Source organism: Chitinilyticum aquatile DSM 21506, assembly GCF_000430805.1.
Taxonomy (GTDB): domain Bacteria; phylum Pseudomonadota; class Gammaproteobacteria; order Burkholderiales; family Chitinibacteraceae; genus Chitinilyticum; species Chitinilyticum aquatile.
This window is the reverse complement of record NZ_KE387261.1, coordinates 164,005-189,737: the sequence shown is the minus strand read 5'-3', so window position 1 is coordinate 189,737 and position 25,733 is coordinate 164,005. Positions and strand designations below refer to the sequence as shown.

Below are 25,733 nucleotides of genomic sequence, written 5' to 3'. Positions count from 1 at the left end.
AGCCACGATTACCAGCAACTGCTGCGTAACTATGGCATGACGGTGTCGATGAGTCGCAAGGGCAACTGCTGGGACAACGCGCCGATGGAGAGCTTCTTCAACAGCCTGAAGAACGAGCGGGTATTCCACCGGCGCTACGCGACGCGGGCGACAGCCAAGGCAGACCTCTTTGATTACATCGAGGTGTTTTACAATCGCAAGCGCCGGCATTCGTCGCTGAATTACGAATCACCGGCAACCCATTACGCAGCCTGGCTGGAGCGAGAAAAGCTGGCCGCATAACCGCTACCTTGGTAGCCGGAAAGTGCGGGTAACCTCACTTTCCTAGTAGGGCGAATTCCGGATTTCGTCAGACAAGGCAAATCACAGCTGCATCAAGTAGATGCACAGCATGGTTTCGAGCTCGAAGGGACGTCGCCCACGTGCTAGCTTGAGATGAAACAGCGCGAGCAGTCCACAAAATTGCTGCCATGTCATCAGTGTGTGCACATTGTACGGGCTGGGCTCAGAACTTGTTCAGAGTTTCCATAACGCTCGAGCCCGCACCAAGCACCGAGCATGCATGTCAGTTATCTCATTTTGCGTCAGGGAGCCCCAGCAAAGCTCAACATGAATGGCATACTGGAAACAACAAAAACAAAAAAGCCCTGAATAATCAGGGCTTTGTTGTAGGTTCCTGGCGGAGACGGAGGGATTCGAACCCTCGATAGAGGTTTTGGCCCCTATGCTCCCTTAGCAGGGGAGTGATTTCAGCCACTCATCCACGTCTCCGTTCAGGGAAGCCGGATAATATAGAGAAGCCGGAAACTCGTCAACCGGAGCATCAGGATTTATCCATAAACCGTTGTTCTGTCGTGCCATGTCTGCCGGTTTTCCTCTTTTACGGATCGGACATTGAGGCTGCACGCGGATCAGAATTAGAATGTTTCCGCTCCATCCGCACGCAAACCATCCCCGAGACCCTGCCACCATGGCTGAAAAATCACTGCATGCGCTACGCATTGACCGCGCAGCACCGCCCTCCGGCCAACCCGGCCGCACGCGGCGCTGGCGCAGGCCCTTACTCTGGGGCGCCGCCACTCTGTTGCTGGTCGGCGGGATACTGTTCCTGCAGTCCACCAAGCCGCAGGAGGTGGAAACGGCGCAGGTCAGCCTCGCCTGGCCATCGCAGGCACTGACACTGCTCAATGCTACCGGCTATGTGGTTGCCGACACCAAGGCGGCCGTCGCCTCGAAAGCCACCGGCCGGCTGGAATGGCTGGGCGTGCGCGAAGGCAGCGCCGTCAAGGCAGGCGACATCATTGCGCGGCTGGAAAATACCGACATGCAGGCGCAGCTCAATCAAGCCCGCGCCAATGTGCTCGCCGCACGCGCGCGGTACGAACAGGCGCGTGCCGAGCGCATCGATGCCGACTTCCAGCTCAAACGCCAGCAGGATCTGGCGAGCAAGAATTTTGTCGCGCAAGCGGCGGTTGATGCCGCCCGCAACCGTGCGCAGCAGGCCGCCGCCGGTGAACGCGCCAATGCGGCGCTGATCACCATGAATGAAGCGGTTGTCGCCAATGCGCAGGTCATGCTCGACAACACCATCATCCGCGCGCCGTTTTCCGGTGTGGTGCTCACCAAGGAAGCCGATGTCGGCGATGTGGTCGCGCCTTTTAACGCCAGCAGCAATTCCAAGGGGGCGGTGGTGACGATGGCGGACCTCGGCACGCTGGAAGTCGAGGCCGACGTATCGGAAACCAGCCTGGCCAGGGCAAAAGTCGGCCAGCCTGTCGAAATCCAGCTCGACGCCCTGCCCGATCTGCGGCTGGCCGGTACGGTCGCGCGCATCGTTCCCACGGTGGACCGCAGCAAGGCCACGGTCAAATTCAAGATCCGCTTCGATGAAAAAGACCCGCGCATCCTCCCCGACATGGGCGCGAAGATTGCCTTTCTGGAGCGCCCGCTGAAAAGTGATGAGCGCCAGCCCCGCCTGGCGGTCAATCCGGCAGCCATCCGCAACGGGCAGGCATTCGTGCTGGCAAGTGGCGTCGCCAGCGCGCGCAAGGTGGAAACCGGCGCCAGACTCGGCGAGCTGATCGAAGTCCGCAGCGGCCTGAAGGCGGGCGAGACTGTCATCCTGAAGCCAGCGGATACGCTCAGGGACGGCAGCAAGGTGGTCGAGAAGAAAGCATGAGCACCGCCAGCGTCAGCCTGCAGCACGTCAGCAAACACTACGAACGCGGCGGCCAGCTGCTGCCGGTGCTGACCGACATCCATTTCGACATCATGCCCGGCGACTATCTGGCGCTGATGGGTCCGTCCGGCTCGGGCAAATCAACGCTGCTCAACCTGATTGCCGGGATCGACCAGCCCAGTGGCGGTGCGATTCTGGTCGGCGGCACCGACATCGCCCGGCTGAATGACCGCGAACTGGCCGACTGGCGCGCGGCGAATGTCGGCTTCATTTTCCAGTTCTATAACCTGATGCCGGTACTCACCGCGCTGGAAAATGTCGAGCTGCCGCTGCTGCTGGCACCGCTCAATCGCCGCGAACGGCGCGAACGCGCACTCTTTGCGCTGGATCTGGTCGGGCTTGCCGACCGGGTGAAGCATTATCCGTCTGAGCTGTCCGGCGGCCAGCAGCAGCGCGTGGCGATTGCCCGCGCCATCGTCAGCGACCCGGCGCTGATCGTCGCTGACGAGCCCACTGGCGATCTGGACCGCAAATCCGGCGAGGAAATTCTCGCGCTGCTGGATACGCTCAACCGTGATTCCGGCAAGACGATCGTGATGGTCACGCACGACCAGAAAGCAGCCGACGCCGCGCGCCAGGTGCGCCATCTGGAGAAAGGCGAGCTGTCGCACCTGGAAATCCGGCAATGACAACTCCGCACCCGAGTACCAGACAAATTGACACTGGGTATATGCCTGCAGCCATTATGAAAAATTGGCTATAGAGATATACGCCACAATGTATTGAATAAAGGAAACCCGAACCGTGAGCCTTGAATCCGTCCGCGCCGACTTTGCGGCACGCCAGATCGATCTGGCGATCATCGAACTGGAAACCAGCACGGCAACCGTCGCACTGGCTGCCGAAGCGCACGGGGTCGAAGCCGGGCGCATCGCCAAGACGCTGGCGTTTCGCCTGAGTGGTGAGCGCGTCATCCTGCTGGTGGCCGCCGGCGATGCCCGCATCGACAACCGCAAATTCAAGGAGTGCTTCGGCAAGGGGCGCATGCTGCCAGCGGAAGAAGTCGAGGCACTCACCGGCCACCCGGTCGGCGGCGTCTGTCCCTTCGGGCTTGCCACCGCGCTGCCGGTGTATCTGGATGCTTCGCTGCAGGCGTATGACGAAGTGCTCCCCGCTGCGGGCGCGGTCCACAGCGCGGTCAGACTAAGCCCTGCCCGCCTCGCCGCGATCACGCATGGGCACTGGGTGGATGTGTGCCAGCCCGCGCAGCAGACTGCCGAGCTCGCCCTGGTATCCTGAAACCAGATACCCCCAAGCCTATCAATCCATAGCCCAATATATAAATAGGAAAACTGACCATACCCATGCGCATCGCCTACCTGATTCTTGCCCACGCCCACCCGCAGCAACTGGCTCGACTGGTGGCGCGGCTGGCTGCGCCCGGCGTGCGCTTCTATCTGCACATCGATGCCAACACCCCGCCCGAGCGTTACACGGAAATCGAGGATGCAGTTTACGCCAGCAGCAACAGTAATAGCGTGCACTTCATCGCCCGCCGGCCGTGCCGCTGGGGCGGATTTTCGCTGGTTGCCGCCACACTCGACCTGCTGCGCGCCGCGCAAGCCGATGGTTTCGACTGGGCGATTCTGCTGTCCGGACAGGATTACCCGCTCAAAACCCATGCGCAGATCTGCGCGACGCTGGCCACGCCCGGCGTAGCCGGCTGGATTGATCTGAAAGCGCCGGAAGAATTCGATGTGGCGTATCGCTGGCAGCGCCATCACCCGGAAGCGCTGAATGGCACACGCCGCGGCAAGCTGTTGCAACGCCTGCAGCGAATCGCGCATCACCTCGGCTGGCAGCGACAATTGCCCGCGCCACTGAGCGAGGTTCGCGCCGGCAGCCAGTGGTGGATGCTCTCCGCCGCCGCCGTACGAACTGTACTGGAAAGCTGTTCCGCCAATCCGCGGCTGGAAGCGTTTTTCGCCCGCACGCTGGTTCCTGATGAAATGTTCTTCCAGACACTGCTCTGGCACAGCCCGCTGCGCCCGGCCCTGCAGGCCAACGCGCTGCGCCACATCGAATGGCCCGACGGCGCGTGGTCGCCGCGCACCTTTACGCCGGACGATATTCCGGCGCTCTGCCGCAGCCCGGCACTGTTTGCCCGCAAATTTGCCCCCGACGATGAAACGGCCCGCCTGCTGGACGAGGCGCTTGGTATTACCCAGCCAGGCTCTGTTGAGGTTTGATTAGTTTTTTACGCAGCCCCGCCAGCTTGTCGGGGCGCGAAGCCAAGCGCAAGTCAATACGGGTATTGACGAGCATTGGCAACAAAGCATCCGGCAAGAATGGCGGGACTGCCCTGCGGGCGACGGGCTCTTTTGCCCCATTGCGGCGTTATTCGCCACTGACAGTACCCAATACTGCGGCGTGGCGAATGCCTTGCACTAGGGCAAAATAGCCCGTCGCGTGAAAAATAATCATACCTCAACAGAGCCTAGGTATATCGTGCTAACCCTTCTGATCCGCTTCGCGCTGCGCAATACCCTCAGGCATCGCCTGCGCTCATTGCTGACGCTGGCCGGCATCATCGTCGCCATTCTGGCCTTCGGCCTGCTGCAGACGGTGATTTCAGCCTGGTATGCCGGCGTGGATGCGGCGGCCGCCAACCGCCTGATCACGCGCAACGCCATTTCACTGACCTTTTCGATGCCGCTGGCCTACGCCGAGCGAATCCGTGCCCAACCCGGTGTCGAGGCGGTAAGCTGGGCTAACTGGTTTGGCGGTGTCTACATCGATGAAAGCAATTTTTTCCCGCAGTTTGCCGTCGATGCCAACAGCTATTTCGACCTGTATCCCGAATTCATCATCAGCCCTGACGAACTTGCCGCTTTTCAGCGCGAACGGCGTGGTGTGATCGTCGGTGCCAAGCTGGCCAAACGCTTCGGCTGGCAGGTCGGCGACACGGTGCCGCTGCGTGGCACGATCTATACCGGCAACTGGGAGTTCGTCATCAGCGGCATCTACCAAGGCCGCGATGCCAGCACGGATGAAAACCAGTTTTTCCTGCACTGGGATTATCTCAACGAAGCAGTCAAAGCCCGCGCGCCTGCCTGGGCCAACCAGATCGGCGTCTTCGTAATCCGCTTTGCGCCGGGCGAATCGGCCGCCGGAGTCTCCCAGCGGGTTGACCTTGAATTCCGCAACTCGCTGGCTGAAACGCTGACCGAAACGGAAAAAGCCTTCCAGATGAGCTTTGTCGCGATGACTGGTGCCATTGTGAAGGCCATCCAGATCGTGTCCTATGTGGTGATCCTCATCATCATGGCGGTGATGGCCAACACCATGGCAATGGCAGCCCGCGAGCGCAGCAGCGAATACGCCACGCTGAAGGCGCTGGGCTTTCCTCCCGCCACAGTGGGCTGGCTGGTCCTGGCCGAATCGCTGGCACTGGCGCTCGCCGGCGGCGGCCTGGGCATTTTGCTCACTCCGCCACTTGCCGGCGTGATCGGCAGCAAGCTCGACAATTTCTTCCCGGTTTTCCAGGTTGCCACCAGCACCGTCGAACAGCAGGTGCTGGCTGCACTCGTCATCGGGCTCTCCGCCGCCATCCTGCCGGCCGCGAGGGCGATGCACATCCGCATCGTCGACGGCTTGAGGGCCATTACGTGAGGAAGATCACATGATGCAGCGACTGCGAGGCGTTCCGCTAGCGTATGTCTGGCGCAATCTGCTCACGCGCCGGCTGACCACGGCCCTGACTGCTGGCGGCATGGGTCTGGTGGTCTTTGTCTTCGCCACGGTGCTGATGCTGGAAGCGGGCCTGCGTGAAACACTGGTAGAAACAGGCAGCCCGCAGAACGTGATTGCCATACGGGCCGGCTCTCAGACTGAAGTCCAGAGCGGCCTGCCACTGACTGAACTCGATGCGCTCTCGACCCAGCCCCAGATCGCACGGGATGCGACTGGCCATCCGTATTTTGTACGCGAAACGCTGGTGCTCAATTCACTGCCGAAAAAGCAGAGCGGCCAACCCAGCAATGTCACGATACGCGGCACCAGCGCTACCGGGCTTGCCCTGCGCCCCCAGCTGAAGCTGGCTTCAGGGCGGACTTTCCGGCCCGGCAGCAATGAAATCATCGTCGGGCGCAGCATTGCCGACGGTTTTGCCGGCGTTGCCATCGGCAACACGCTGCGCTTTGCCCGTCGCGACTGGCTGGTAGTGGGCATATTCGATGCCGGCAAGACCGGCTTCAATTCGGAAATCTGGGGTGACAGCGAACAGATGCAGCAGGCCTTCCGCCGCAGCGGCATGTATTCTTCGGCCATTTTCCGGCTCGACAGACCCGACCACTTCGATGCGCTCGCCAGTGCAGTCAAAGCGGACAAGCGACTGACCATCGAGGTACAGCGCGAAAATGACTTCTACGCGGCACAATCGAAAGTGATGGCTACCTTCATCAGCATTCTCGGGCTGACCCTGACGGTGATTTTCTCGGTGGGCGCCATCATCGGCGCCACGATCACCATGTATTCGTCTGTTGCCAACCGCGTACGCGAAATCGGCGCGCTGAGGGCGATCGGCTTCCGGCGCAGCAGCATTCTGCTGGCGTTTCTGCTGGAGGCGCTGTTGCTGGGGCTGGTCGGCGGGCTGGCCGGGGTGACGGTCGCATCCGGCATGCAGTTCTTCACGGTATCCACCATGAACTGGCAGACTTTTGCCGAGCTGGCGTTCAGTTTCACGCTGACGCCCGGCATCATTGCCGCCAGCCTGACGTTTGCACTTGCCATGGGCTTTCTCGGCGGCTTTCTTCCTGCGCTGCAGGCGTCTAGGATGAAGATCATCGACGCCCTGCGCACAGCCTGACACCCGACTGGAATACCCGTCTGCCGCGCCCACCCACGGATCGCCTCATGCCAGAAATCCTCGCCCTGTATGCGCCCTTCGACATCCTGCCCTCCGTTAGCGAACTCCAGCCCCGGCAGACTTCGCCCGCCAGTACAGCATGCCTGGTCTACGAAGACCGGGGGCAGCTGGCAACACAAAAAGGGTTGCAGGCCGACACGATTCCGCCCGTTGAAGCCCAGTCGCGCTGGGCCATGCTCTGCCATGGCAGCGCACCGGAGCTGCAACTTGCCAGCCATGCAGGTGGCTTGGTCGTCGCCGCTCTGGGCGCACTGGAAAACCACGCAGCTCTTGCCAGGGAAGTCGGTTTGGCTGCGACCGCCGGCATTGCGGAAGTCCTGCTCGGACAATTGCGGGCGCTGCTTGCCACCGAAACAATGGCCGAAGCCCTGCTGCAACTGCGCCAGCGCCTCAAGGGCTATCTTGGCCTGATCGTTCATCAGCTGAATGCCCCTGACGAACTCTACGCCTGCAGCCTCGGCTGGCCACTGCACCTGGGTGTTCGCAACGGGCAATTGCAGCTGTGCGGCAGCGAACTTTCGCTGGTCCGCCAGCTCTGCAGCCAGACCCACACGGTACAAAGCGGTGAAGTGCTGCGTTTCGGCAAGGAAGCGCCCGTGGCCCTGCATGGCGATGGCAGCCTGCATCCGGTCGCCCTGCTGCCCTCTTCGCAGCAGGCTCGCTTACCCCATTTCATGCTGGAAGAAATCTACGCCCAGCCCGGCGTACTGGCCAGTCTGGCAAGCCAGGAAGTACAGGGACAAAGCCAGATCAGTCCAGCCTTACGGCAGGAGCTGGCCGGAATCTCGCACGTTCTGCTGCTGGCCTGTGGCTCCAGCTTTCACAGTGCGCAGATTGCCAGCTACTGGCTGGAAACACTGGGGGGCGTCACCGTCCAGGTCGAACTCACCAGCGAATACCGCTATCGCGATACGCAGCCACCGCTGCACACTCTGGTCATCGCCATCTCGCAATCGGGGGAAACGTCAGACACGCTCGCTTCGCTGCGCCACACGCAAGCACAAGGATTGCAGTGCTCGGTAGCCATCAGCAATACCGCCAGCAGTTCGCTGGTGAAGCTGGCGCGATACCACATCCTGCCGTCTGCCGGCATCGAACGCGCGATCTGCTCGACCAAAACGTTTACCGCGCAACTGCTGGCGCTCTATCAGCTTGCCCTTGCACTTGGCCGCGCACGCGGCCGCGTCAGCGCCGAGCGCGAACAGGAAGCCCGCGAAGAAATGCTCAGGCTGCCGGCCCTCATCAATGCCACCCTGCAACTGGCTCCGCTGATCAGGGAGTGGGCACAGCGGCTGGCGCGACAGCAGAATCTCTTCGTGATCGGTCGCAACATTCACTACCCTGTTGCCATGGAAGGTGCCTTCAAGCTGAAGGAAGTTGCCTACCTGCACGCGGAAGGCTTTCCGGCCGGCGAACTGAAGCACGGCCCCATCACGCTGGTGGATGGCTCACTGCCTGTCGTGGCCTGCCTGCCCTGGAACCTGCATGCGGAAAAGGCACTCGCCAACCTGCAGGAAGTTCGCGCCCGATCCGGCGAGATCTTTGCCTTTACCGACGCGGCACTCGCGCCAGTCGAGCGCTTTCACGTTATCCGCCTGCCTGCCGGCCTGACCGATCTGAGCCCGCTGATCTATACCGTGGCACTGCAGTTGCTGGCCTACTATTGCGCGGTCATCCGCGGCAACGACATCGACACGCCGCGCAATCTGGCCAAATCGCAAGACAGCGAAATTCCGGCTGCGGCCGGATAGGGCCGACATTCATGCTGACCATCACGCCAGCCCCATCCAGCCGTCCGCTCACCAGCGCCGTCAATGTCATCATCGTTCTGTTGCTGGTGACGCTGATCAGCCTCCCCGTGTATGAAGTGCTGATGATCAAGACACTGGTCATCAATCAGGAACAGGGGTATAGCTCCAAAGCCATTGATGACCGGATACAAGGAGGCAATACCTCAAGCAGTATTAGAGTAACACCCGAAGGCAGCGTACTGGATTGCGAGTTGCGTCCCAAGTTCGAATGGCCTTATTGCGAGACGGGCATCACGCTCGGGGAAAACGGCAAGGGCATCAATCTGGAAGATTACGACCGCATCCGCATCAAACTGGGTTATGTGGCACCGCCCGGCGATACGGTTCGTGTCTATCTGCGCAACTTTAACCCGGCCTATGTGCCGGGCAAGCCGGCAGAAAGCCTGAAGGTCAACCAGATCGAATACGACCCGCGGCGCTACCCGGAGGGGCTGGATGTTTCCCTGCGCTACTTCCAGGTTGCAACCTGGTGGCTGAACGATCAGCAGATTCCGCTGGAACTCAGCCAGCCGGAATTCGACAATGTCACGGCTATCGAGATTGCCACCGGAGGCAATGCCAAGCCAGGCCCTTACCAGATCACGGTACACAGCATCGAATTCGAGGGGCGCTGGCTCGCGCGCAGCACCTTCTATGCCCTGCTGATCGGGCTGTGGGTGAGTGCCGCACTGATCTTTCTGCTGCGACGACTACTGGCCCATCTCCAGAATGAAAGACAGCTGCGCGAGCTCAACCACAGCCTGGTTTTTGAAGGTGAAGCCTATCGCAATCTGGCCCGCACCGACACGCTGACGGGCGCACTGAACCGCACGGGAGCGGCGGACCTGCTCTTTTCCCTGCGCAAGGAAACGGAGGATAGCGGCACCGGCTTCAGCATGGTGTTCTTTGACATCGACCACTTCAAGCAGGTCAACGACCAATACGGCCACCAGATCGGCGACGCGGTGCTGATCACCCTTGTTCAACTGGTTCAGCAGCACATCCGCAACAGCGATGCGCTGATCCGCTGGGGCGGTGAAGAGTTCCTGCTGCTGCTGCCGCACACCGGGCAGGATCAGGCCATGCAACTGGCCGAGAAACTGCGGGAAGTCGTTCTTCTGCATGAATGGCCAGCCCGCATCAAGCTGAGCTGCAGCTTTGGCGTAGCCGAATTTGGCGAGGAAACACTGAGCGATTGCCTCGAACGCGCCGATACAGCCCTGTATGCTGCCAAGCATGGGGGCAGGAACTGCGTCAGGCTGGCAAAGGCACCCGGCGAGCAGCAATGAAAAAAGCCGCTTTCCTTGCGGAAAGCGGCTTTCTAAATTGTGGCGCGCCCGGAGCGATTCGAACGCCCGACCCTTTGGTTCGTAGCCAAATACTCTATCCAACTGAGCTACGGGCGCGCAGCCTTGCAAGACATTCGCCTTACAGAGAGGCAGAACTATACCGGCCAACAGCCGGCTTGGCAAGCCCCTTCTGCGAAAAATGCCCTACCCGGTAAGCCATCACCAGCATGCCACAGGCCAGAGTGGCAAAAACATGCTTGAGTGTATGCCCGGACATCATGCCATCGAGCAGCAGGAACCAGCGGTGATCCTGCAGCTCGGCGATCTTGGCCAGCACATAGCAAAGCGATGCTCCGAACACCAGCAGTTGCTCGGTAACTCGGCGCTGCATCTGCCAGTACCATAGCGGCAACAGGATAAGCGGCAGGGCCTGCAGCAGCAGATAAGGCCGCAGATCTCCGTCCCAGGCCCACCAGATCACGCTGGATACAGCCCAGAAAGCAAGCCAAAGCGCAGGCCATAGCGCACGTACGCGGCCATGCAGCTCACTCCCCACGGCTGCCAACAAGCCGGCACAGGCCAGCGCAATCGGCAGGCGATCCCAGATCAGGGTATGGTCATCCGGCTGCAGGTGATACCAGCCCGACCCCAGTCCGGTCAGCGCCATCCCTCCGAACGCCAGCAACCAGCCGAAACGTCCGCCGGGCGGCGCCTCGCGTTGCAGCACGCTGAGCACACCCCACAATCCGGCCAGCACGAAACCGGCATTGGACAGCACATCGGCGGCATTGGAGAGCCCCAGCCAGGCACGCCGGTCGGCAAAGTCGTGATAATGCGCATACTGGGCAATCGGTCCATGCACGGCAAGCGCCAGCATGAGCAGGCAGCCGATCAGCAGGGCCGGGCGTAAACGGGCATTCGGCGACACGGGCAACTCCTCTTTCGGTACGGTCACACCCAGCTTGCATCAGTGCACCGGAAAACCCAAATACAATGGCATTCGTGGCAGAATCTGGCCTGTCATGTTGCAGGATTTGCACCGATCATGCAGGAAACCGAACAAATGCTGCAGTTCTTGCGCAAGCGGCTCAAGGCGCAAGGCATCACGCAGAAAGACCTGGCCGCGCGGCTTGATGTGTCTGAAGCCAGCATCAAGCGCATGTTCGCCAGCCCCCGTGTCACGCTGGAGCGGCTGGCCGAGGTTACGGCGCTGGCCGGCATGACCATCGCCGAACTGGCGCAGGAAACCGCGCTGCAAAGCGAAAAACTGCCGCAACTGACCGAGCAGCAGGAACGTGAAGTTGTCGCCGACCTGAAGCTGCTGCTGGTCGCCGTGTGCGTGCTGAACCACTGGACAATGGAAGACATCCGCACCCGCTTCACGCTCACCGAACCGGAAATCATTCTGGCCCTTACCCGGCTTGACCGCATCGGCCTGATTGACCTCTTGCCGGGCAACCGCATTCGCCTGAAAGTGGCGCGCGATTTCCGCTGGCTGCCCAATGGCCCGATCCAGACCTTCTTCCGCGAGCGCGCCGAGCACGATTACCTGAGCGCCCCCTTCCCGCCCGGACAATATGTATTCACGCAGGGCATGCTGACCGAAGCCGCCCGCCAGCGTGTTACCAAACTGCTGGAAAAGGTAAGGCAGGAATTTTCCGAGCAGCACCGCACCAGCCTGCAGCAGCCGCTCGACGAGCGCCATGGCACCGGCCTCCTGCTGGCCATGCGCGAATGGGAGCCCTCGGCGTTCAGCGCACTGCGCCGCCGCGACGCGTAAAACCAGCTCCCATTCCGGCAGAGCCGACAGCGCGCACGGCACAAAAGGCCGCCACAGCGTACAATCGCCTTTTGCGTACACTACTGCGCCGGAATTTTCATGCAGCATGAACACCTGATCCAGGTTAACGACCTGAATGCTCCGCATCTGGAGCAACTGACCCGCAACCAGCTCTGGCAAGGCCTGGTGCTGCGCGCCTGCGAGCCGCAGCGCTTCATGGAGCAGCTCGATGAGGTCATCATCATCGAGCGCAGCGAACACGCCCTGAAGCGTGAAATGCACTTCGGCGCACTGGTCGTCGTCGACCACATCACGCTGAAGCACGAGCACGCCGTGCTCTATCACACCCAGCCCGGCGAACAGCATGGCGGCGGCACGCTGCGCATGCAGATCGAGGAGCCCGAGGCGGGCGCGCTATTCGTGCGCTTCAGCTACGATACACCGCACGAGGTCGCTCCCGATGAAACGCATCTGCTGGGCTACCTGCGCCAGGCCTGGCAGGACAGTGACCTTGCCACCGTCATGCTGATCCGCCAGCTCGCCACTGAAGGCCTGCTGGGCTGATGATACCCGGCCAGGCACCCGTTACCGCCCGGCCCTCCTGCATTCTTTCCTTTTCCGGACCTGCCCCATGACCACATCCCTAGGCGAACACCTCGCCGCAGCATTTGCTGCACGCACTGCGCTGCTGTCACAGCTGCACGCGGAGCACACCACCGCCTACCGCCTCTTTCACGGCAGCGTCGAGGGCGAACCCGGCCTCACCGTTGACCGCTATGGCGATCTGCTGCTGGTGCAGAGCTTTCATGCACCGCTCGATGCCGAACAGCTGACGACCATTCGTACCTTCTATGCCAAGCCCTATCCCGGCCTCGCCCTGATCTACAACGACCGCAGCGCCAGCAATTCACGCATCGGCAACCCGCTTGCTGCCGACGACGAAGCTGCCGCCCAGACACTGCACATCGCCGAAGAGCTGGGCGTGCGCTACCAGATCCAGGCGCGGCACAGCGGGCAGGACCCGTGGCTCTTTCTCGATCTGCGCGCCGCACGTCGCCGCGTGATGCAGGAATGCGCCGGCAAGTCGGTGCTCAACCTCTTTGCCTATACCTGCGGAGTCGGCATTGCCGCCGCCAAGGCCGGTGCCCGCTTTGTCGTGAACGTCGATTTTGCCGAATCAAGCCTCGCGGTCGGCAAGGACAACGCCAAGCTGAACGACCTGCCGATCCGTCCGCGCTTCATCCAGAGCGACGCGTTTGCCGCGCTGCGCCAGTACGCCGGCATCGGCCAGCCGAAAATGGTGCGCGGCAAGCGCATGCCGTCCTTCCCGCAACTGGAAAAGACCGAATTCGATCTGGTGTTCCTCGATCCGCCTCGCTACGCGAAAAGCCCCTTCGGCGTTGTCGACCTCGTCAACGACTACCAGGCCCTGTTCAAGCCGGCGCTGCTGTGCACGGCGCCAGGCGGCATGCTGATCTGCTGCAACAATGTCGCCGAAGTGGACGCGGAGGCCTGGCTGGCAGCGCTGGAGCGCGCCGCCGGCAAGGCGGGCCGCCCCATCGTATCGCACGAATGGATCACGCCGGAGGGCGACTTCCCCAGCCCGGACGGCAAGCACCCGCTGAAAATCGTTCTTCTGCACGTATAAACGCTTCGTATAGGGTATTGCTCCACAGCCCAATACTTTAAATGGCTGCATGGCAATACCCTTGCAAAATAAGGGACAGGTCGCTCGTTGGGCTCAGCTTTCCCGCGACAGCAGCAAGGCCAGCTCGTCCACCACTTCGGCCCATTCCGAGTCCTCCGCCAGCGCCTCGCGCAGAAAATCTGCCTGTGACGCACGCCAAAATGCTGCATCAGGCAGCGCGACACCCGGCGGCAATACATGCGAGGCAATGAAGGCCCGGATGGCTGCGGGTGTGGTTGGCAGGCCAAGCTGGGCAAACAGGGTGGGCAGATCGGCATGCAGCGTTTCCATGGCTCGCTCCGGTTTGACTGGTCTTTCGGTTCTGTTGGCGCTTTGTTTACGCTGCCCGTTTGTGCTGTTTTTGGCCTGAAACAAGGCGCGAAGCCCGTCGCATAGTCGTTCTATGCAAGGGCTTTGCAACGCCGTGTCAGGCCAAAAGCAGCCAAACCGGCTTTCTGACATGAACATCCGGCTGGGCGCTTTTTGCGCCGACTCCGCGTTGTTGCTTCGCTGACATAACCGGTTATGCTGCGCTCGCCACGCCTTGATTCGGCGCAAAAATCGCTCCAGCGGGCAGCGCAAACAAAACATCAACAGAACCTAAGCCTAGCCAGCCGCCTGGCGCATGAATATGCAGCCTGGCAAGTGGCTGACGAATGGCCCATCCTGCGACGAATTCAATGCGCCGGATGGCCGAAGTGGCTGATCACGCCCCCTGCTGCGCTTTTCTCCTGCTGCCTGCGTCCGCGGATACCTTCCCAGATTTTCTCGTGAAAATGGTAGGCCACGGTGTTGACCATGGGCTCGACTAGCGCCAGCAGGCTGGCAATGCCGAAGCTGCCGGTCAGAACATACGCCACCGCGAAGGCGACGGTGAAATGGGTAATGGCGAAGGTGATGGTCTTGAACATGGCTGGCTCCTGCCCGGTGATTGAGTGAATGATATGAATTCTCATTAAATCAATCTAATCAATTGCCACAAACCAAGCCATAGATAAAAACTAATCCGTGCAGTCACAGGCTTCGGCGCATTGCCATGCTTTCGCCTTGTTCCCAGCGGGCCCGCAGCCACACTGGCTCAGACTTCGGAGGACCGTATCACCAGTCCACCGCCCGGCAACCCGCCTCAATCACAGACTCGAATGGCGCCAGCCGTGCCTGTATGGCCTCATCTTTATGGTAGCGCGGCCAGGCGCCGGTCCGTGCCGCTGCAGTAAATATCGATGTTCTGCTGCGCATAAGCGCTGCGGGAACGTTGCTTGGCACGGTTTCCCTCGATGGGTTCTACGAGAAAATGCTCGCAGGCTTCGCGCTCGCTGATAAGGCGGCCACCTGGGCCGGCAGCGGTTTTGCCGGTTTGCTGGTGGCGGCCACGGCCTGCGTCCCCAGGCAGAACAGGCGCCATACCAGGCCATACTTCATGGCCCCATAAATTGAAGGGTATATAGCTATGACCTTTCAAATAAAAAGTCATCAAACCAATACCCATTAATGTATCAGGCTTTCAGCATATCCAGCGCCAGCGCCTCGGCTACCTTGATGCCGTCCACGCCGGCCGACAAAATCCCGCCCGCATACCCAGCCCCCTCGCCAGCCGGATACAGGCCGCGCACATTCAGGCTCTGGCAATCTTCACCGCGCGTAATGCGCAGCGGTGACGAGGTGCGCGTTTCCACGCCGGTGAGCACGGCGTCGTGCATGTCATAACCGCGGATTTTTTTCGCCATGGCGGGAATCGCCTCGCGCATGGCGGCAATGGCGAAATCGGGCAAGGCAGTGCTCAGGTCAGTCCAGGTCACGCCCGGCTTGTAGGACGGCTCAACCGCGCCAACCGCCGTCGACGGCCGGCCGGCCAGAAAATCGCCCACCAGCTGCGCCGGGGCATTGTAGTTGCTGCCCCCCAGCACATAGGCGTGGCTCTCCAGCGCGCGCTGGAATTCGATGCCCGCCATGGCGCCACCCGGGTAATCGCTCGGATCGATGCTGACGACCAGCCCAGAATTGGCGTTGCGCTCATTGCGCGAATACTGGCTCATGCCGTTGGTCACGACGCGACCCTCCTCACTGGTCGCGGCCACGACGGTTCCGCCCGGGCACATGCAAAAGCTGTACACCGCGCGGCCATTGCTGGCGTGATGCACCAGCTTGTAATCCGCCGCGCCGAGGATTTCATTGCCGGCATATTTGCCCCAGCGGGCTTTATCAATCAGTGACTGCGGGTGTTCGATGCGGAACCCGACCGAGAACGGCTTGGCTTCCATGAATACGCCGCGCTGATGCAGCATTTCGAAAGTATCGCGCGCGCTGTGCCCCAGGCCCAGCACCACATGATCGCTGCGGATTTCTTCGCCGTTGGCGAGCACCACGCCACGCAGCTGCTTGACCTCGCCCTTGTCTTCCAGAATCAGGTCCGTCACGCGCGACTCGAAGCGGATTTCACCGCCCAGCGCAATGATCTCGGCACGCATTTTCTCGACCATGCCGACCAGCTTGAACGTACCGATGTGCGGCTTGGCCAGCCACAGGATTTCTTCCGGGGCACCGGCCTTCACGAACTCTTCCAGCACCTTGCGGCCCAGATGGCGCGGGTCCTTGATCTGGCTATAGAGCTTGCCGTCCGAGAAGGTGCCGGCACCGCCTTCGCCGAACTGCACGTTCGATTCGGGATTCAGCACATTCTTGCGCCACAGCCCCCAGGTATCCTGCGTACGCTTGCGGACTTCCCGGCCACGTTCGAGCACGATGGGCTTGAAGCCCATCTGCGCCAGAATCAGCGCGGCAAAAATGCCACAGGGACCGAAGCCCACCACCACGGGGCGGTGCGGCAGATTTGCCGGTGCCTGGCCGACAAAGTGATAACTCATGTCCGGCGTGGCACTGATGTGCGGGTCGGCCTTGAAGCGGGCCAGAATTCTGGCCTCGCCGGCGACCTCGGCATCGATGATGTAGGTCAGCGCCATCACGCCACGCCGCGCGTCGAAACTACGCTTGTGAACCGTAAAGCCGGCAAGTTCGCCAGCCTTGATGCCAAGGCGCTCGAGAATGGCGGCGTGCAGTTCTTCGGGGGAATGTTCAAGCGGCAGCTTGAGTTCGGCAATACGTATCATGGCGGGTTCCAAGTGGTTGCTGGCTAGTCAACAGGGAGTGAAACAAAAGCAAAACCCGCCACAAGCGGCGGGTCAGTTTTCTGCGCAGAATTGAAACGAGCGAGACTTGCGAAGACAAGGAAAAAATCGGCGAAAAACCGGAGTTTACCGAGGGTAAATGAGGATTTTGAGCCGATTTTTGACGCAGTATTCGCGAGCCGCAGCCGTTTTACCTGCTTAGTGGTGGTGGCCGTGCGCACCGTGCACATGGCCGTGCGCGATTTCTTCGTCATTGGCAGCACGCACTTCGGTCACCTTGGCGACAAAGCGAATGGTCATGCCGGCGAACGGATGGTTGGCGTCAACCACCACCTTGTTGCCATCGATTTCGGTGACACGGAAAACGAGCAGATCGCCGCTTACCGGATCATCGGCCTCGAACATCATGCCGACTTCGACATCCTGCGGGAAAACATCCTTTTCTTCTTCGCGGATCAGGTCCGGGTCGAATTCGCCAAAGGCATCATCCGGCTGCATGGTCACTTCCACGCTGTCGCCCACGGTCTTGCCGTGCAGGGCTTCTTCCACCAGCGGCAGAATGTTGTCGTAGCCGCCATGCAGATATGCAATCGGCTCCTCGGTCTGGTCGATGAGGTTGTTTTCCGCGTCGTACATCTGGTAGTTGAGAGTCACGACGGAGTTTTTGGCGATCTGCATTGAGCTATCCTAATTGTTTGACGTAATCAAAGACTTCGGCTGCATGCCCTTTGGCCTGCACATGATACAGGGCATGACGGATTACACCACCCTTGTCGATGACGAAGGTGGAGCGTTCGATACCATATCTTACCACGCCATGCGATTCCCACTCGGTCAGCACATGATAAAGCCGGCTGACTTCGCCCTCGGTATCAGCCAGCAGGTCGAAATCCAGCCCCTCTTCCTCGCGGAAGGCCTCGTGCGCCAGGCAATCATCGAGGCTCACCCCCAGAATCACGGCATCGAGGCCGGCAAAGGCGGCCACGCGGTCATTGAATTCCACCGCTTCGGTAATTCCGCCCGGGGTGTGATCCTTGTTGAAAAAATACAGTACGACAGTGGAAACATCACGAAACGAAGACAGGCGCAGCAGCTCCATCTTCGCGTCGGGCAGTTCGAAATCGGGGGCCAGGTCACCGGCTTGCAGCATGGCTTCTCCAGTCGGGGCATAATGCCTGTTGTTATGACTCAGTTATAGAGTACGAAATGGGTTTGCAATTACTGGGGGGTCTGACCCCCGATGAATTCCTCAGCGAATACTGGCAGAAAAAACCGCTGCTGATCCGCCAGGCAGTCACCGACTTTCCCGGCATAATCGACCTTGCCGGCCTCAGCCGGCTGGCACAGCGCGATGACGTGGAAAGCCGGCTGGTCGAATTCCGCAACGGTCGCTGGAAGCTGGAGCACGGCCCGTTCAACAAGGCGCGTTTCAACCGCCTGCCGGAATCGGACTGGACGCTTCTGGTCAGCAACATGAACCACCTCGACCCGGCAATGGACGAACTGCTGCAGCAGTTCAACTTCCTGCCCTACACGCGACTGGATGACCTGATGATCTCGTGGGCACCACCGGGCGGCTCGGTCGGCCCGCACTACGACAGCTACGATGTGTTTTTGTTGCAGGTCGGCGGACAAAAACAGTGGCAGATCTCCAGCGACGACGAGGGAAACTTCATCGAGGACGCACCGATCCGCGTGCTGCGCGATTTCCACCCCGAGCAGGAATGGGTGCTGGAACATGGCGACATGCTCTACCTGCCGCCCAAATATGCGCACCACGGCATAGCCCTGACATCCGGCATGACCTGGTCCATCGGCTTCCGCGCCCCCAGGACGCAGGAAATCGCCGGCAAATTCCTCGAATTCCTGCAGGATGAAATCTGCCTTGAAGGCATGTACAGCGACCCGGGGCGCCGGGCAACGAGCGAACCCGGCCGCATTGATGATGACTTCGTCGCCAGCATCAGCGCGATGCTGCAGAAAGTACAATGGGACGAGAGCACGGTGCGCCGCTTTATCGGCCGCTACTTCACCGAGCCGAAACCGCACGTTTTTTTCCGTCCGCCTGCGCACGAACTTGAATTCGACGAATTTGTCGATGCCATCACCGCACGTGGCGTGATGCTCGACAGCAAAAGCCAGCTATTGTTCGAGGGCAAGAATTTCTATCTGAACGGTGAAGAGTTGCCGGCAGAAGAAGATTGCATCGCGGTGCTCAGGGCGCTTGCCCACCAGCGCCGCTTGCCGCCGGGTGAATTCTGCGACACGTTGCAGGAGCTTCTCTATGAACAGTACCAGCTCGGATACTTATACCCTGTATCCTGATGAGAGCCACGAACCCCAAAGGTTCGATGACTATACATCCTATAGAATTGCGTTTACCGCCACACTGTCCCTTGCCTCGCACAGCCTGCTGCTGTGCGAGCGCAATTTCAGCGAAAGCCCGCTGGGCAGTGTGGCCGTCGAGCAATTGCTGACGGCTTTTCTTACCAGGCCGGGCAAACCACAGCTGCAACTGCTGTGTTTCGAGGGCGATTACCTTGCCAGCCAGTGTCCGCGCTTCCTGCGTCTGTATCAGAGCTTCGGGCACTGCATGGCGCTGTTCCTGGTCAATGAGGATGCGCGTACACAATGGGACAAGGGCTTCATTGTCGCAGATAGGCAACACTATCTGCAGCGCCACCACTTTGACTGGCCACGCGGCGAAACAGGAACAAATCCGCAGACAATCATGGGCTTAGAGCAGGCATTCCAGCAACTTCGGGCTATTTCCGGCCCCAGTCTCGGCTGGCAAAGGCTGGAAATCTGAGCACCGGGAACAGGGCACCGGCATACCCGTCCAGTGTATACACGACGTTACACACCCGCCCCTGCATCGTACAGGCAAGTCTTGTAGTATTCGCTTCATCGGTCGTCCAGTGATGCCGTTAAGTTTTACGGGCAAATGACCACGGTCGATTGCTCAAGCAAAACACTCTGTGTATTCACATCTCTCAAAGGTAGATTAAAAATGAAGAAGTCCCTGCTCGTTGCTGCTCTGATCGCCCTGGGCCTGGTTGCTTGCTCCAAGCAAGAAGCTGCTCCGGAAGCTTCCGCTGTTGTTGAAGCCTCCGCTCCGGTTGCTTCCGCTGTTGAAGCTGCTCCGGTTGCTTCCGAAGCTGCTGCTGTTGCTTCCGACGCTTCCGCTGCTTCCGCTGCTCAGTAATTCGAGCACGGCAGTACAAAAAGCCGACCGCGAGGTCGGCTTTTTGCATTTCCGCGCCTCACTACAGGATTCCGCATGCCACGCCTGCAATGCCTGCTTCCCCGCTGGCTGATCCAGCCCGACACCCGCACCCTGCTCGAACACCACGCCCTTGTCATCGAAGGCGAGCGCATCCACGCCATCGTGCCGGCAGGCGAAGCTCGCCGGCAATGGCCGGATGCCGACGAAATCCACCTGCCCGACCATGCACTGCTCCCCGGATTGATCAACCTGCACTGCCACGCCGCCATGACCTTGTTGCGTGGTTACGCGGACGATCTGGCGCTGATGGACTGGCTGCAGAATCACATCTGGCCGGCGGAAAGCCGGCATGTCAGCGATGAATTTGTGTTCGACGGTACGCAACTCGCCATAACAGAACTGATTGCCGGCGGCGTGACCTGCACCAATGACATGTATTTCCATCATGATGCAGTGGCCCGTGCAGCACTGGATGCCAACTACCGCATGGTCGTTGGCTGCTCGATCCTCGAATTCCCCACCCCCTACGCCAGCAATGCCGATAGTTATCTGCGCCGCGCACTCGCCTGCCGCGACCAGTTCGCCGGCGAAAATCTGGTGTCATTCACCCTGGCGCCGCACGCCCCCTACACCGTGAGCGACGACACATTCCGTCGCGTCATCACGCTGGCCGACGAACTCGGCATGGGCATTCACTGCCACATCCATGAAACCCGGGATGAAATCGAGGGCAGCCTGAAAGAACACGGCGTACGCCCGCTGGAGCGGCTTTCGCGGCTTGGACTGCTCGGCAGCCAACTGGTCGCCGCGCACATGGTGCACGTGACTGATACAGAGATGGCACTGCTGGCGAAACAGGGCGTCCATGTCGCGCACAATCCGGCCTCCAACCTGAAGCTCGCCTCCGGTCTCGCGCCGGTGGCCGCGATGCAGCGCGCAGGCATCAATGTCGGCATCGGCACCGATGGCGCCGCCAGCAACAACAAGCTCGACCTGTTTGCCGACCTGCGCATGGCGGCACTGATTGCCAAGGTGGCGGACGCCAACCCGACCGCGCTGCCCGCCTGGGAAGCACTGCAGATGGCAACCTGCAATGGAGCGGCCGCGCTGGGAATGGGCGATCGGATCGGCAGCCTGCGCACTGGACTTCAGGCCGATGTGATCGCCGTCAACCTCACTGCAAGCGGCACGCAGCCGTGTTACGATCCGGTATCCCAGCTGGTGTACGCGGCAGACCGCAGCCAGGTCAGCGACGTCTGGATTGCCGGGCGCCACGTCTATGCCGATCACCAGCACACCGGGACCTTCGCCGGGCGCGCGATGCAGGCTGCGCAGCGCTGGCAGGCCCGCATTGCATCAAACAGGACTGCATGATGACCGAGCGTCAGATCAACGTCGACTCCGCCGAGATCGCGAAATTCTCCGCACTGGCCCACAAATGGTGGGACAAGACCAGTGAATTCAAACCGCTGCACGAAATCAACCCCTTGCGCCTTGACTACATCGACGAATTTGCCGGCATTCACGGCAAATCGTTTCTCGACGTGGGTTGTGGCGGCGGCATTCTATCGGAAGGGCTCGCCGAACGCGGCGCGACCGTCACCGGCATCGATCTGGCGGAAAAATCGCTGAAAGTGGCCAAGATGCACCAGATGGAATCCGGTCTGGCGGTCGAATACCGCTGCATCCCGGTGGAAGAGCTGGCCGAGAGCGCGCCGGAAAGTTTTGATGTGGTCACCTGCATGGAAATGCTGGAGCATGTTCCCGAGCCAGCCAGCGTCATTGCAGCCTGCATGCGGCTGGCCAAGCCGGGCGGCTGGGTGTTTTTCTCGACGCTCAACCGCAATGCCAAGGCCTACCTGCTGGCGGTGATCGGCGCCGAATACGTGCTCAACATGCTGCCGCGTGGCACGCATGACTACGCCAAGTTCATCAAACCGTCCGAGCTTGGCCGCATGGCCCGCCTGTCCGGCCTGGATACGGTCGATGTGCGCGGCATGCACTACAACCCGCTCACGCAGATTTATTCGCTGGGTGGCGACACCGATGTCAATTACCTGATGGCCTGCCGGAAGCCGCTATGATCAAAGCCGTTCTGTTCGACCTCGATGGCACACTGGCCGACACCGCTCCCGATCTGGGCGCGGCACTGAACCGTTTGCTGGCCGAGGAAGGACGCGAGCCGCAGGACATGGCAGCCATCCGTCCGGTAGCCAGCCACGGCGCCCGCGGCCTGCTGGAGCTGGGTTTCGGCATCGCCCCCGGGCATGAGCAGTTCGCCCATCTGCGCGAACGGCTGCTGCAGCATTACGAAAATGGCCTGTGCGATGAAACGCGGCTCTTTGACGGCGTGAACGAACTGATTGCCGCCCTGACCGAGCGCGGCCTGAAATGGGGCATCGTCACCAACAAGCCGATGCGCTATACCGACCCGCTGATCCAGATACTCCCCCTTCCCATTGCTCCACAGACCTGTGTTTCCGGGGATACGGTGGGCATACCCAAGCCCGACCCGAAGCCGATGCTGCACGCGGCCGCCGAACTGGGCATTGATCCCGCGCACTGCCTGTATGTGGGCGATGCCGAACGCGACATCGAAGCAGGCCGCCGCGTCGGCATGACGACGGTTCTCGCCAGTTATGGCTACATCAGCGCCACCGACCGCCCCGAAGAATGGGGGGCCGACCTGGCGATCAATCACCCGCTGGAACTGCTCGCCCACCTGCCAGGCTGATCGCACAACCTGTCCAGCCAGCAAAAGCCGGGTTCGCCCGGCTTTTTTGCGTCTGCAATCAACAACCCGGCAAACGGCAGGCAAAAAAAACCCGGCTGGACTTCGTCGGTGAGACGAGGCTGAGCCGGGCACAGGAGGATGAGGAGTCGATAACACAACGGCTTGCGCCGCGGGAAAACCAGTAGCTCGCGCTACCTGACAGCACGTGGCTTGCGCCACATAAAACTAAACAGCAAAACAGGTACTACAGAATTCGGTTTCCGGAGCGCTGCTCCGGCAGCGGCTTACAGGACGCGGGTCAACTGCCAGCCGTAGGCTTTAACTACCATTTGTTGAGCAAATTCAGCATTCTTTACAAGTTTCATCAGTGTACGCATTTTCATTTCTCCTTCTCCGTTCCCTTCTGGGGTCTGGAGTACTTCGTTCAGTGGTGTCGGTTTGTCGACAGAACGAACTTTATCAAAACTACCAAAACAGTGCAAGCGTTTTTGTAGGCAAACTACATATATAACAAGGTAACGTAATGTATTTTACTACACATCAAATGTAATTAATCTTTATTTTCATATACTTGCAATGTAGTCATTTTGAAATATTGAAACAGCATCGTCGTAGCATAACTACGGTTTTGTGCACTATGTCGCAATCATGGTGCATTACCGTGCACCGGAAACGCACACGGAGCACGCCATGAAAAACGCCGCCTCCGGTTCGCACCGGGGCGGCGTGTCAATCGGCTGGCAGCGGATTGTGCAATCAGTCGCTCACGTCGCCATCCACATAGAACCAGCGCCCGTCCTCGCAGACAAAACGGCTGTATTCTTCCAGCCGGTATGCCCGCCCACCCACCTTGTAGCGGGCAACAAAGGCCACCACGCCATGCCCGCCCTCAGAGTGGGCAAGGTTGACCTTGAGACCCAGCCACTTCACCCGCGGCTCATCAGCCAGACCCATCGATTCAGGCCGGGTTGATGCATGCCAGGTGGCCAGCAGATAGGGCTCCAGACCCAGCACATAGGCGCTGTAACGCGAGCGCATCAGGCGCTCGGGATCGGGTGCGGCGAGCCCCTCATGATAGCGGCCGCAACACTGGGCAAGGGATACGCCGGAGCCGCAGGGGCAGGAGTCAGGTGTCGTCATCGTGCGATTCGTCATCGGGAAAATTCATTGCGGCATGGCGGCCGAAGCTTGGTTAAACTGCGCGGGTCAGTCAGAACCCCGATTATAGACAGGAACCCGCATGACACACGCTGCCCCCGCCCGACTCCGCGCCGCCATTTTCGACATGGACGGGCTGATGCTGGACACCGAACGCATCGCCCTTGTGGCCTGGGAACACGCTTCGGCAGAGCTGGCAATCACCCTGCAGCAGGAGGCGATTCTGGGCATGGTCGGCATGCACTCCAGCAAGGTGGCCGATCATCTGGCGCAGTACCTGCCCGATACCGGCCTGATTGCGGAGCTGATTGCCTGCACGCACCGCCATTATCTGGCGCTGACCGAGGCACCGATCCCGCACAAGGCCGGCATCATCGCGATGCTGGAGTGGCTGGCTGAACAGCGCTTTCCCTGCGCCGTCGCCACCTCGACCCGCCGGCCGATTGCCGAACATCATCTGCAGGCTGCCGGCTTGTGGCCCTATTTCGAGGCTACCGTCTGCGGCAATGAAGTCACCCATCCCAAGCCGGCACCGGAAATCTACCTGAAGGCCGCTGCCGCACTTGGCGTTGCACCGCAGGAATGCCTCGCCTTCGAGGATTCCAATTTCGGCGCACAGGCCGCGCACGCAGCCGGGTGCCGCGTCATCATGATTCCGGATCTGCGCGAACCCGATGCAAGGACACTGGCTCTTGGCATTCCCGTGGTGCGGTCGCTGGACGAAGCACGGGCGCTGGCAAGGAACTGGCTGAGCGCAGCTGAATTACCCAGCAAGGTATAACTCCAAAGCCATTTCATATTAATGGCTAAGAGCATATACCCACCAATACCAATGTGACACTGACGGTCTACACTGTAATGGTCCGGCAACGGTAAGCCATCATGACCACAGACCTGCTGCAATGCCAGCTCTATGCGCTGCTGGCCAGCATCTCCCGCCAGCATCACCGCCTGCTGGGCACACACGACAGCGACAGCCTGCACGATCTGCGCATCGCACTGCGCAGCCTGCGCGCGCTGCTGCCGCTGCAGGGCAAGAAACCGCGCTGGACTGCATTGCGCGAGCGCTGGCACCGCGCGGCGGCCAGTACCAATCACCCGCGTGACCTTGATGTGCAGTGTGAATTGCTGGCTCGCCTGCTGCCCGGCCATCCGCTCGTCGCCCGCCTTGGCGAAGCCGCCATGCAGGCGCAGGCGCAACTGCAGGCCGATCTGGCAAGCCCCGAGTGGGAAGACTTGCTGCAGGACAGCAATCGGCTGTTTGCGCGCAGCGGCGCCATCTCGCAGGCGCAGTTGCTTGCCCGGCAGAAGAAGCTGCGGCGCCGGCTGGGCATCCACCTGGCAGCCATCCGCCCGGACAGCCCGGCTGCGCAATGGCATGCGCTCCGTCTCGATATCAAGCGCCTGCGCTACCTGCTCGATGCCGGCAGTACGGCGCTCCCCGATGACGATCTGGCACTGCTGCAGCCCCTCAAACGCGCGCAATCGCGTCTGGGTGACCTGCATGACCTGGACAACCTGCTGCTGCTCGGCCACTACACCGAAGCCGATGCACAACAGATCGAAGCAGCCCGCAAGCAGGCTCTGCTCGAAGTGATTTCCGTTCTGCCTGAACTTGCCCATGCCTTGGGCCTGCGCCTCCAACCTGTCCAACTGTCCGCATAGCTTTCGTTTCACGGCAAGAGCATGGTATCGGGCGGGCAGAACATCTGCCCACCAGCGCAAGACAACGCCATTCGTGAAATCGCCATTACAGAACAACAAACATATCCAATTGTTTTTATTGATTTTTCATAACCGAACACTTCCATTCGTGAATGCACTCCCGTCTCGCCCTA

The 25,733-nt window shown here is 60.5% G+C and carries 28 protein-coding genes and 2 tRNA genes; 20 read left to right on the top strand and 10 right to left on the bottom strand.

Features of this window, described 5'->3' with window-relative positions; all coding sequences use genetic code 11:
• Nucleotides 1–282: integrase core domain-containing protein (locus H559_RS0117965; RefSeq protein WP_028453817.1), on the top strand; the 282-nt coding region annotated here is incomplete at its 5' end.
• 395 nt (nucleotides 283–677) lie between these two features.
• Here H559_RS0117965 and H559_RS0117955 read toward each other — a convergent pair.
• Nucleotides 678–771 (bottom strand) — tRNA-Ser (locus H559_RS0117955).
• A gap of 199 nt (nucleotides 772–970) precedes the next feature.
• Here H559_RS0117955 and H559_RS0117950 point away from each other — a divergent pair.
• The 8 genes from H559_RS0117950 to H559_RS21145 all read left to right on the top strand — a co-directional run bounded on the left by H559_RS0117950 (nucleotide 971) and on the right by H559_RS21145 (nucleotide 10,185).
• Nucleotides 971–2,179 (top strand): efflux RND transporter periplasmic adaptor subunit, encoded by a 1,209-nt coding sequence (locus H559_RS0117950; RefSeq protein WP_028453816.1) that lies wholly within the window; start codon nucleotides 971–973, stop codon nucleotides 2,177–2,179.
• Complete coding sequence (locus H559_RS0117945; RefSeq protein WP_028453815.1) at nucleotides 2,176–2,868, top strand: ABC transporter ATP-binding protein; 693 nt, start codon at nucleotides 2,176–2,178, stop codon at nucleotides 2,866–2,868. Before H559_RS0117950 ends, H559_RS0117945 begins: the two co-directional genes overlap by 4 nt.
• 115 nt (nucleotides 2,869–2,983) lie before the next feature.
• Nucleotides 2,984–3,478: a YbaK/EbsC family protein gene (locus tag H559_RS0117940; protein WP_028453814.1), complete on the top strand. Its 495-nt coding sequence runs from the start codon at nucleotides 2,984–2,986 to the stop codon at nucleotides 3,476–3,478.
• Nucleotides 3,479–3,543: 65 nt separating this feature from the next.
• Nucleotides 3,544–4,428 (top strand): beta-1,6-N-acetylglucosaminyltransferase, encoded by an 885-nt coding sequence (locus H559_RS22060; protein WP_051279788.1) that lies wholly within the window; start codon nucleotides 3,544–3,546, stop codon nucleotides 4,426–4,428.
• 259 nt (nucleotides 4,429–4,687) lie between these two features.
• Nucleotides 4,688–5,851 carry an ABC transporter permease gene (locus tag H559_RS0117930; protein WP_028453813.1) on the top strand — a complete coding sequence of 388 codons (1,164 nt, stop codon included), beginning with the start codon at nucleotides 4,688–4,690 and terminating at the stop codon, nucleotides 5,849–5,851.
• A 10-nt stretch (nucleotides 5,852–5,861) separates the two neighbouring features.
• The gene (locus H559_RS0117925; RefSeq protein ID WP_028453812.1) at nucleotides 5,862–7,046 is read left to right on the top strand and encodes an ABC transporter permease; all 1,185 of its coding nucleotides are present in this window, start codon (nucleotides 5,862–5,864) and stop codon (nucleotides 7,044–7,046) included.
• A gap of 47 nt (nucleotides 7,047–7,093) precedes the next feature.
• Nucleotides 7,094–8,857, top strand: a complete 1,764-nt coding sequence (locus H559_RS21150) for an isomerizing glutamine--fructose-6-phosphate transaminase (protein WP_051279786.1) — start codon at nucleotides 7,094–7,096, stop codon at nucleotides 8,855–8,857.
• Nucleotides 8,858–8,868: 11 nt separating this feature from the next.
• On the top strand, nucleotides 8,869–10,185 hold the full coding sequence (locus H559_RS21145; protein ID WP_051279784.1) for a GGDEF domain-containing protein: 1,317 nt from the start codon (nucleotides 8,869–8,871) through the stop codon (nucleotides 10,183–10,185).
• Nucleotides 10,186–10,225: 40 nt separating this feature from the next.
• Here H559_RS21145 and H559_RS0117910 read toward each other — a convergent pair.
• Nucleotides 10,226–10,302 (bottom strand) — tRNA-Arg (locus H559_RS0117910).
• Between the two features lie 22 nt (nucleotides 10,303–10,324).
• The gene (locus tag H559_RS22055) at nucleotides 10,325–11,113 is read right to left on the bottom strand and encodes a hypothetical protein (protein ID WP_051279782.1); all 789 of its coding nucleotides are present in this window, start codon (nucleotides 11,111–11,113) and stop codon (nucleotides 10,325–10,327) included.
• Between the two features lie 135 nt (nucleotides 11,114–11,248).
• Between H559_RS22055 and H559_RS0117900 the strand changes: the two genes are divergently transcribed.
• The 3 genes from H559_RS0117900 to H559_RS0117890 all read left to right on the top strand — a co-directional run bounded on the left by H559_RS0117900 (nucleotide 11,249) and on the right by H559_RS0117890 (nucleotide 13,613).
• Nucleotides 11,249–11,965: a helix-turn-helix domain-containing protein gene (locus H559_RS0117900; protein WP_245579405.1), complete on the top strand. Its 717-nt coding sequence runs from the start codon at nucleotides 11,249–11,251 to the stop codon at nucleotides 11,963–11,965.
• 99 nt (nucleotides 11,966–12,064) lie between these two features.
• The gene (locus H559_RS0117895; protein WP_028453810.1) at nucleotides 12,065–12,529 is read left to right on the top strand and encodes an AtaL-like protein; all 465 of its coding nucleotides are present in this window, start codon (nucleotides 12,065–12,067) and stop codon (nucleotides 12,527–12,529) included.
• A 67-nt stretch (nucleotides 12,530–12,596) separates the two neighbouring features.
• Nucleotides 12,597–13,613 carry a class I SAM-dependent rRNA methyltransferase gene (locus H559_RS0117890; protein ID WP_028453809.1) on the top strand — a complete coding sequence of 339 codons (1,017 nt, stop codon included), beginning with the start codon at nucleotides 12,597–12,599 and terminating at the stop codon, nucleotides 13,611–13,613.
• Between the two features lie 93 nt (nucleotides 13,614–13,706).
• Here the strand turns inward: H559_RS0117890 and H559_RS0117885 are convergent, their stop codons facing one another.
• The 6 genes from H559_RS0117885 to H559_RS0117860 form a co-directional block, all read right to left on the bottom strand.
• On the bottom strand, nucleotides 13,707–13,943 hold the full coding sequence (locus H559_RS0117885) for a DUF2789 domain-containing protein (protein WP_028453808.1): 237 nt from the start codon (nucleotides 13,941–13,943) through the stop codon (nucleotides 13,707–13,709).
• A 386-nt stretch (nucleotides 13,944–14,329) separates the two neighbouring features.
• Complete coding sequence (locus H559_RS0117880; protein WP_028453807.1) at nucleotides 14,330–14,563, bottom strand: DUF2061 domain-containing protein; 234 nt, start codon at nucleotides 14,561–14,563, stop codon at nucleotides 14,330–14,332.
• A gap of 263 nt (nucleotides 14,564–14,826) precedes the next feature.
• The gene (locus tag H559_RS0117875) at nucleotides 14,827–15,141 is read right to left on the bottom strand and encodes a hypothetical protein (RefSeq protein WP_155845482.1); all 315 of its coding nucleotides are present in this window, start codon (nucleotides 15,139–15,141) and stop codon (nucleotides 14,827–14,829) included.
• Between the two features lie 7 nt (nucleotides 15,142–15,148).
• A complete protein-coding gene (locus H559_RS0117870) occupies nucleotides 15,149–16,759 on the bottom strand; it encodes an NAD(P)/FAD-dependent oxidoreductase (RefSeq protein WP_028453805.1) in 1,611 nt (536 codons plus the stop codon).
• Between the two features lie 216 nt (nucleotides 16,760–16,975).
• Nucleotides 16,976–17,455, bottom strand: coding sequence for an FKBP-type peptidyl-prolyl cis-trans isomerase (locus H559_RS0117865; protein WP_028453804.1), 480 nt, complete (start codon nucleotides 17,453–17,455; stop codon nucleotides 16,976–16,978).
• Nucleotides 17,456–17,459: 4 nt separating this feature from the next.
• Nucleotides 17,460–17,927, bottom strand: coding sequence for a peroxiredoxin (locus H559_RS0117860; RefSeq protein WP_028453803.1), 468 nt, complete (start codon nucleotides 17,925–17,927; stop codon nucleotides 17,460–17,462).
• Nucleotides 17,928–17,983: 56 nt separating this feature from the next.
• Between H559_RS0117860 and H559_RS0117855 the strand changes: the two genes are divergently transcribed.
• The 6 genes from H559_RS0117855 (at nucleotide 17,984) to H559_RS0117830 (ending at nucleotide 22,737) form a co-directional block, all read left to right on the top strand.
• Nucleotides 17,984–19,102 carry a cupin domain-containing protein gene (locus H559_RS0117855; protein WP_028453802.1) on the top strand — a complete coding sequence of 373 codons (1,119 nt, stop codon included), beginning with the start codon at nucleotides 17,984–17,986 and terminating at the stop codon, nucleotides 19,100–19,102.
• Nucleotides 19,062–19,586 (top strand): DUF7931 domain-containing protein, encoded by a 525-nt coding sequence (locus H559_RS0117850; protein ID WP_028453801.1) that lies wholly within the window; start codon nucleotides 19,062–19,064, stop codon nucleotides 19,584–19,586. Before H559_RS0117855 ends, H559_RS0117850 begins: the two co-directional genes overlap by 41 nt.
• A gap of 201 nt (nucleotides 19,587–19,787) precedes the next feature.
• Nucleotides 19,788–19,982, top strand: a complete 195-nt coding sequence (locus tag H559_RS22455; RefSeq protein ID WP_081413143.1) for a hypothetical protein — start codon at nucleotides 19,788–19,790, stop codon at nucleotides 19,980–19,982.
• Between the two features lie 75 nt (nucleotides 19,983–20,057).
• On the top strand, nucleotides 20,058–21,377 hold the full coding sequence (locus H559_RS0117840) for a TRZ/ATZ family hydrolase (RefSeq protein WP_028453799.1): 1,320 nt from the start codon (nucleotides 20,058–20,060) through the stop codon (nucleotides 21,375–21,377).
• On the top strand, nucleotides 21,377–22,087 hold the full coding sequence (gene ubiG, locus H559_RS0117835; RefSeq protein WP_028453798.1) for a bifunctional 2-polyprenyl-6-hydroxyphenol methylase/3-demethylubiquinol 3-O-methyltransferase UbiG: 711 nt from the start codon (nucleotides 21,377–21,379) through the stop codon (nucleotides 22,085–22,087). The genes H559_RS0117840 and ubiG overlap by 1 nt, the downstream gene beginning before the upstream one ends.
• On the top strand, nucleotides 22,084–22,737 hold the full coding sequence (locus H559_RS0117830) for an HAD family hydrolase (protein ID WP_028453797.1): 654 nt from the start codon (nucleotides 22,084–22,086) through the stop codon (nucleotides 22,735–22,737). Before ubiG ends, H559_RS0117830 begins: the two co-directional genes overlap by 4 nt.
• Before the next feature lie 756 nt (nucleotides 22,738–23,493).
• Here H559_RS0117830 and H559_RS0117820 read toward each other — a convergent pair.
• A complete protein-coding gene (locus H559_RS0117820) occupies nucleotides 23,494–23,892 on the bottom strand; it encodes a YchJ family protein (RefSeq protein ID WP_211230974.1) in 399 nt (132 codons plus the stop codon).
• An 85-nt stretch (nucleotides 23,893–23,977) separates the two neighbouring features.
• Between H559_RS0117820 and H559_RS0117815 the strand changes: the two genes are divergently transcribed.
• Nucleotides 23,978–24,676, top strand: coding sequence for an HAD family hydrolase (locus H559_RS0117815; protein ID WP_028453795.1), 699 nt, complete (start codon nucleotides 23,978–23,980; stop codon nucleotides 24,674–24,676).
• Nucleotides 24,677–24,777: 101 nt separating this feature from the next.
• Nucleotides 24,778–25,560 (top strand): CHAD domain-containing protein, encoded by a 783-nt coding sequence (locus H559_RS21130; protein ID WP_051279781.1) that lies wholly within the window; start codon nucleotides 24,778–24,780, stop codon nucleotides 25,558–25,560.
• The last annotated feature ends 173 nt before the right edge of the window (nucleotides 25,561–25,733 follow it).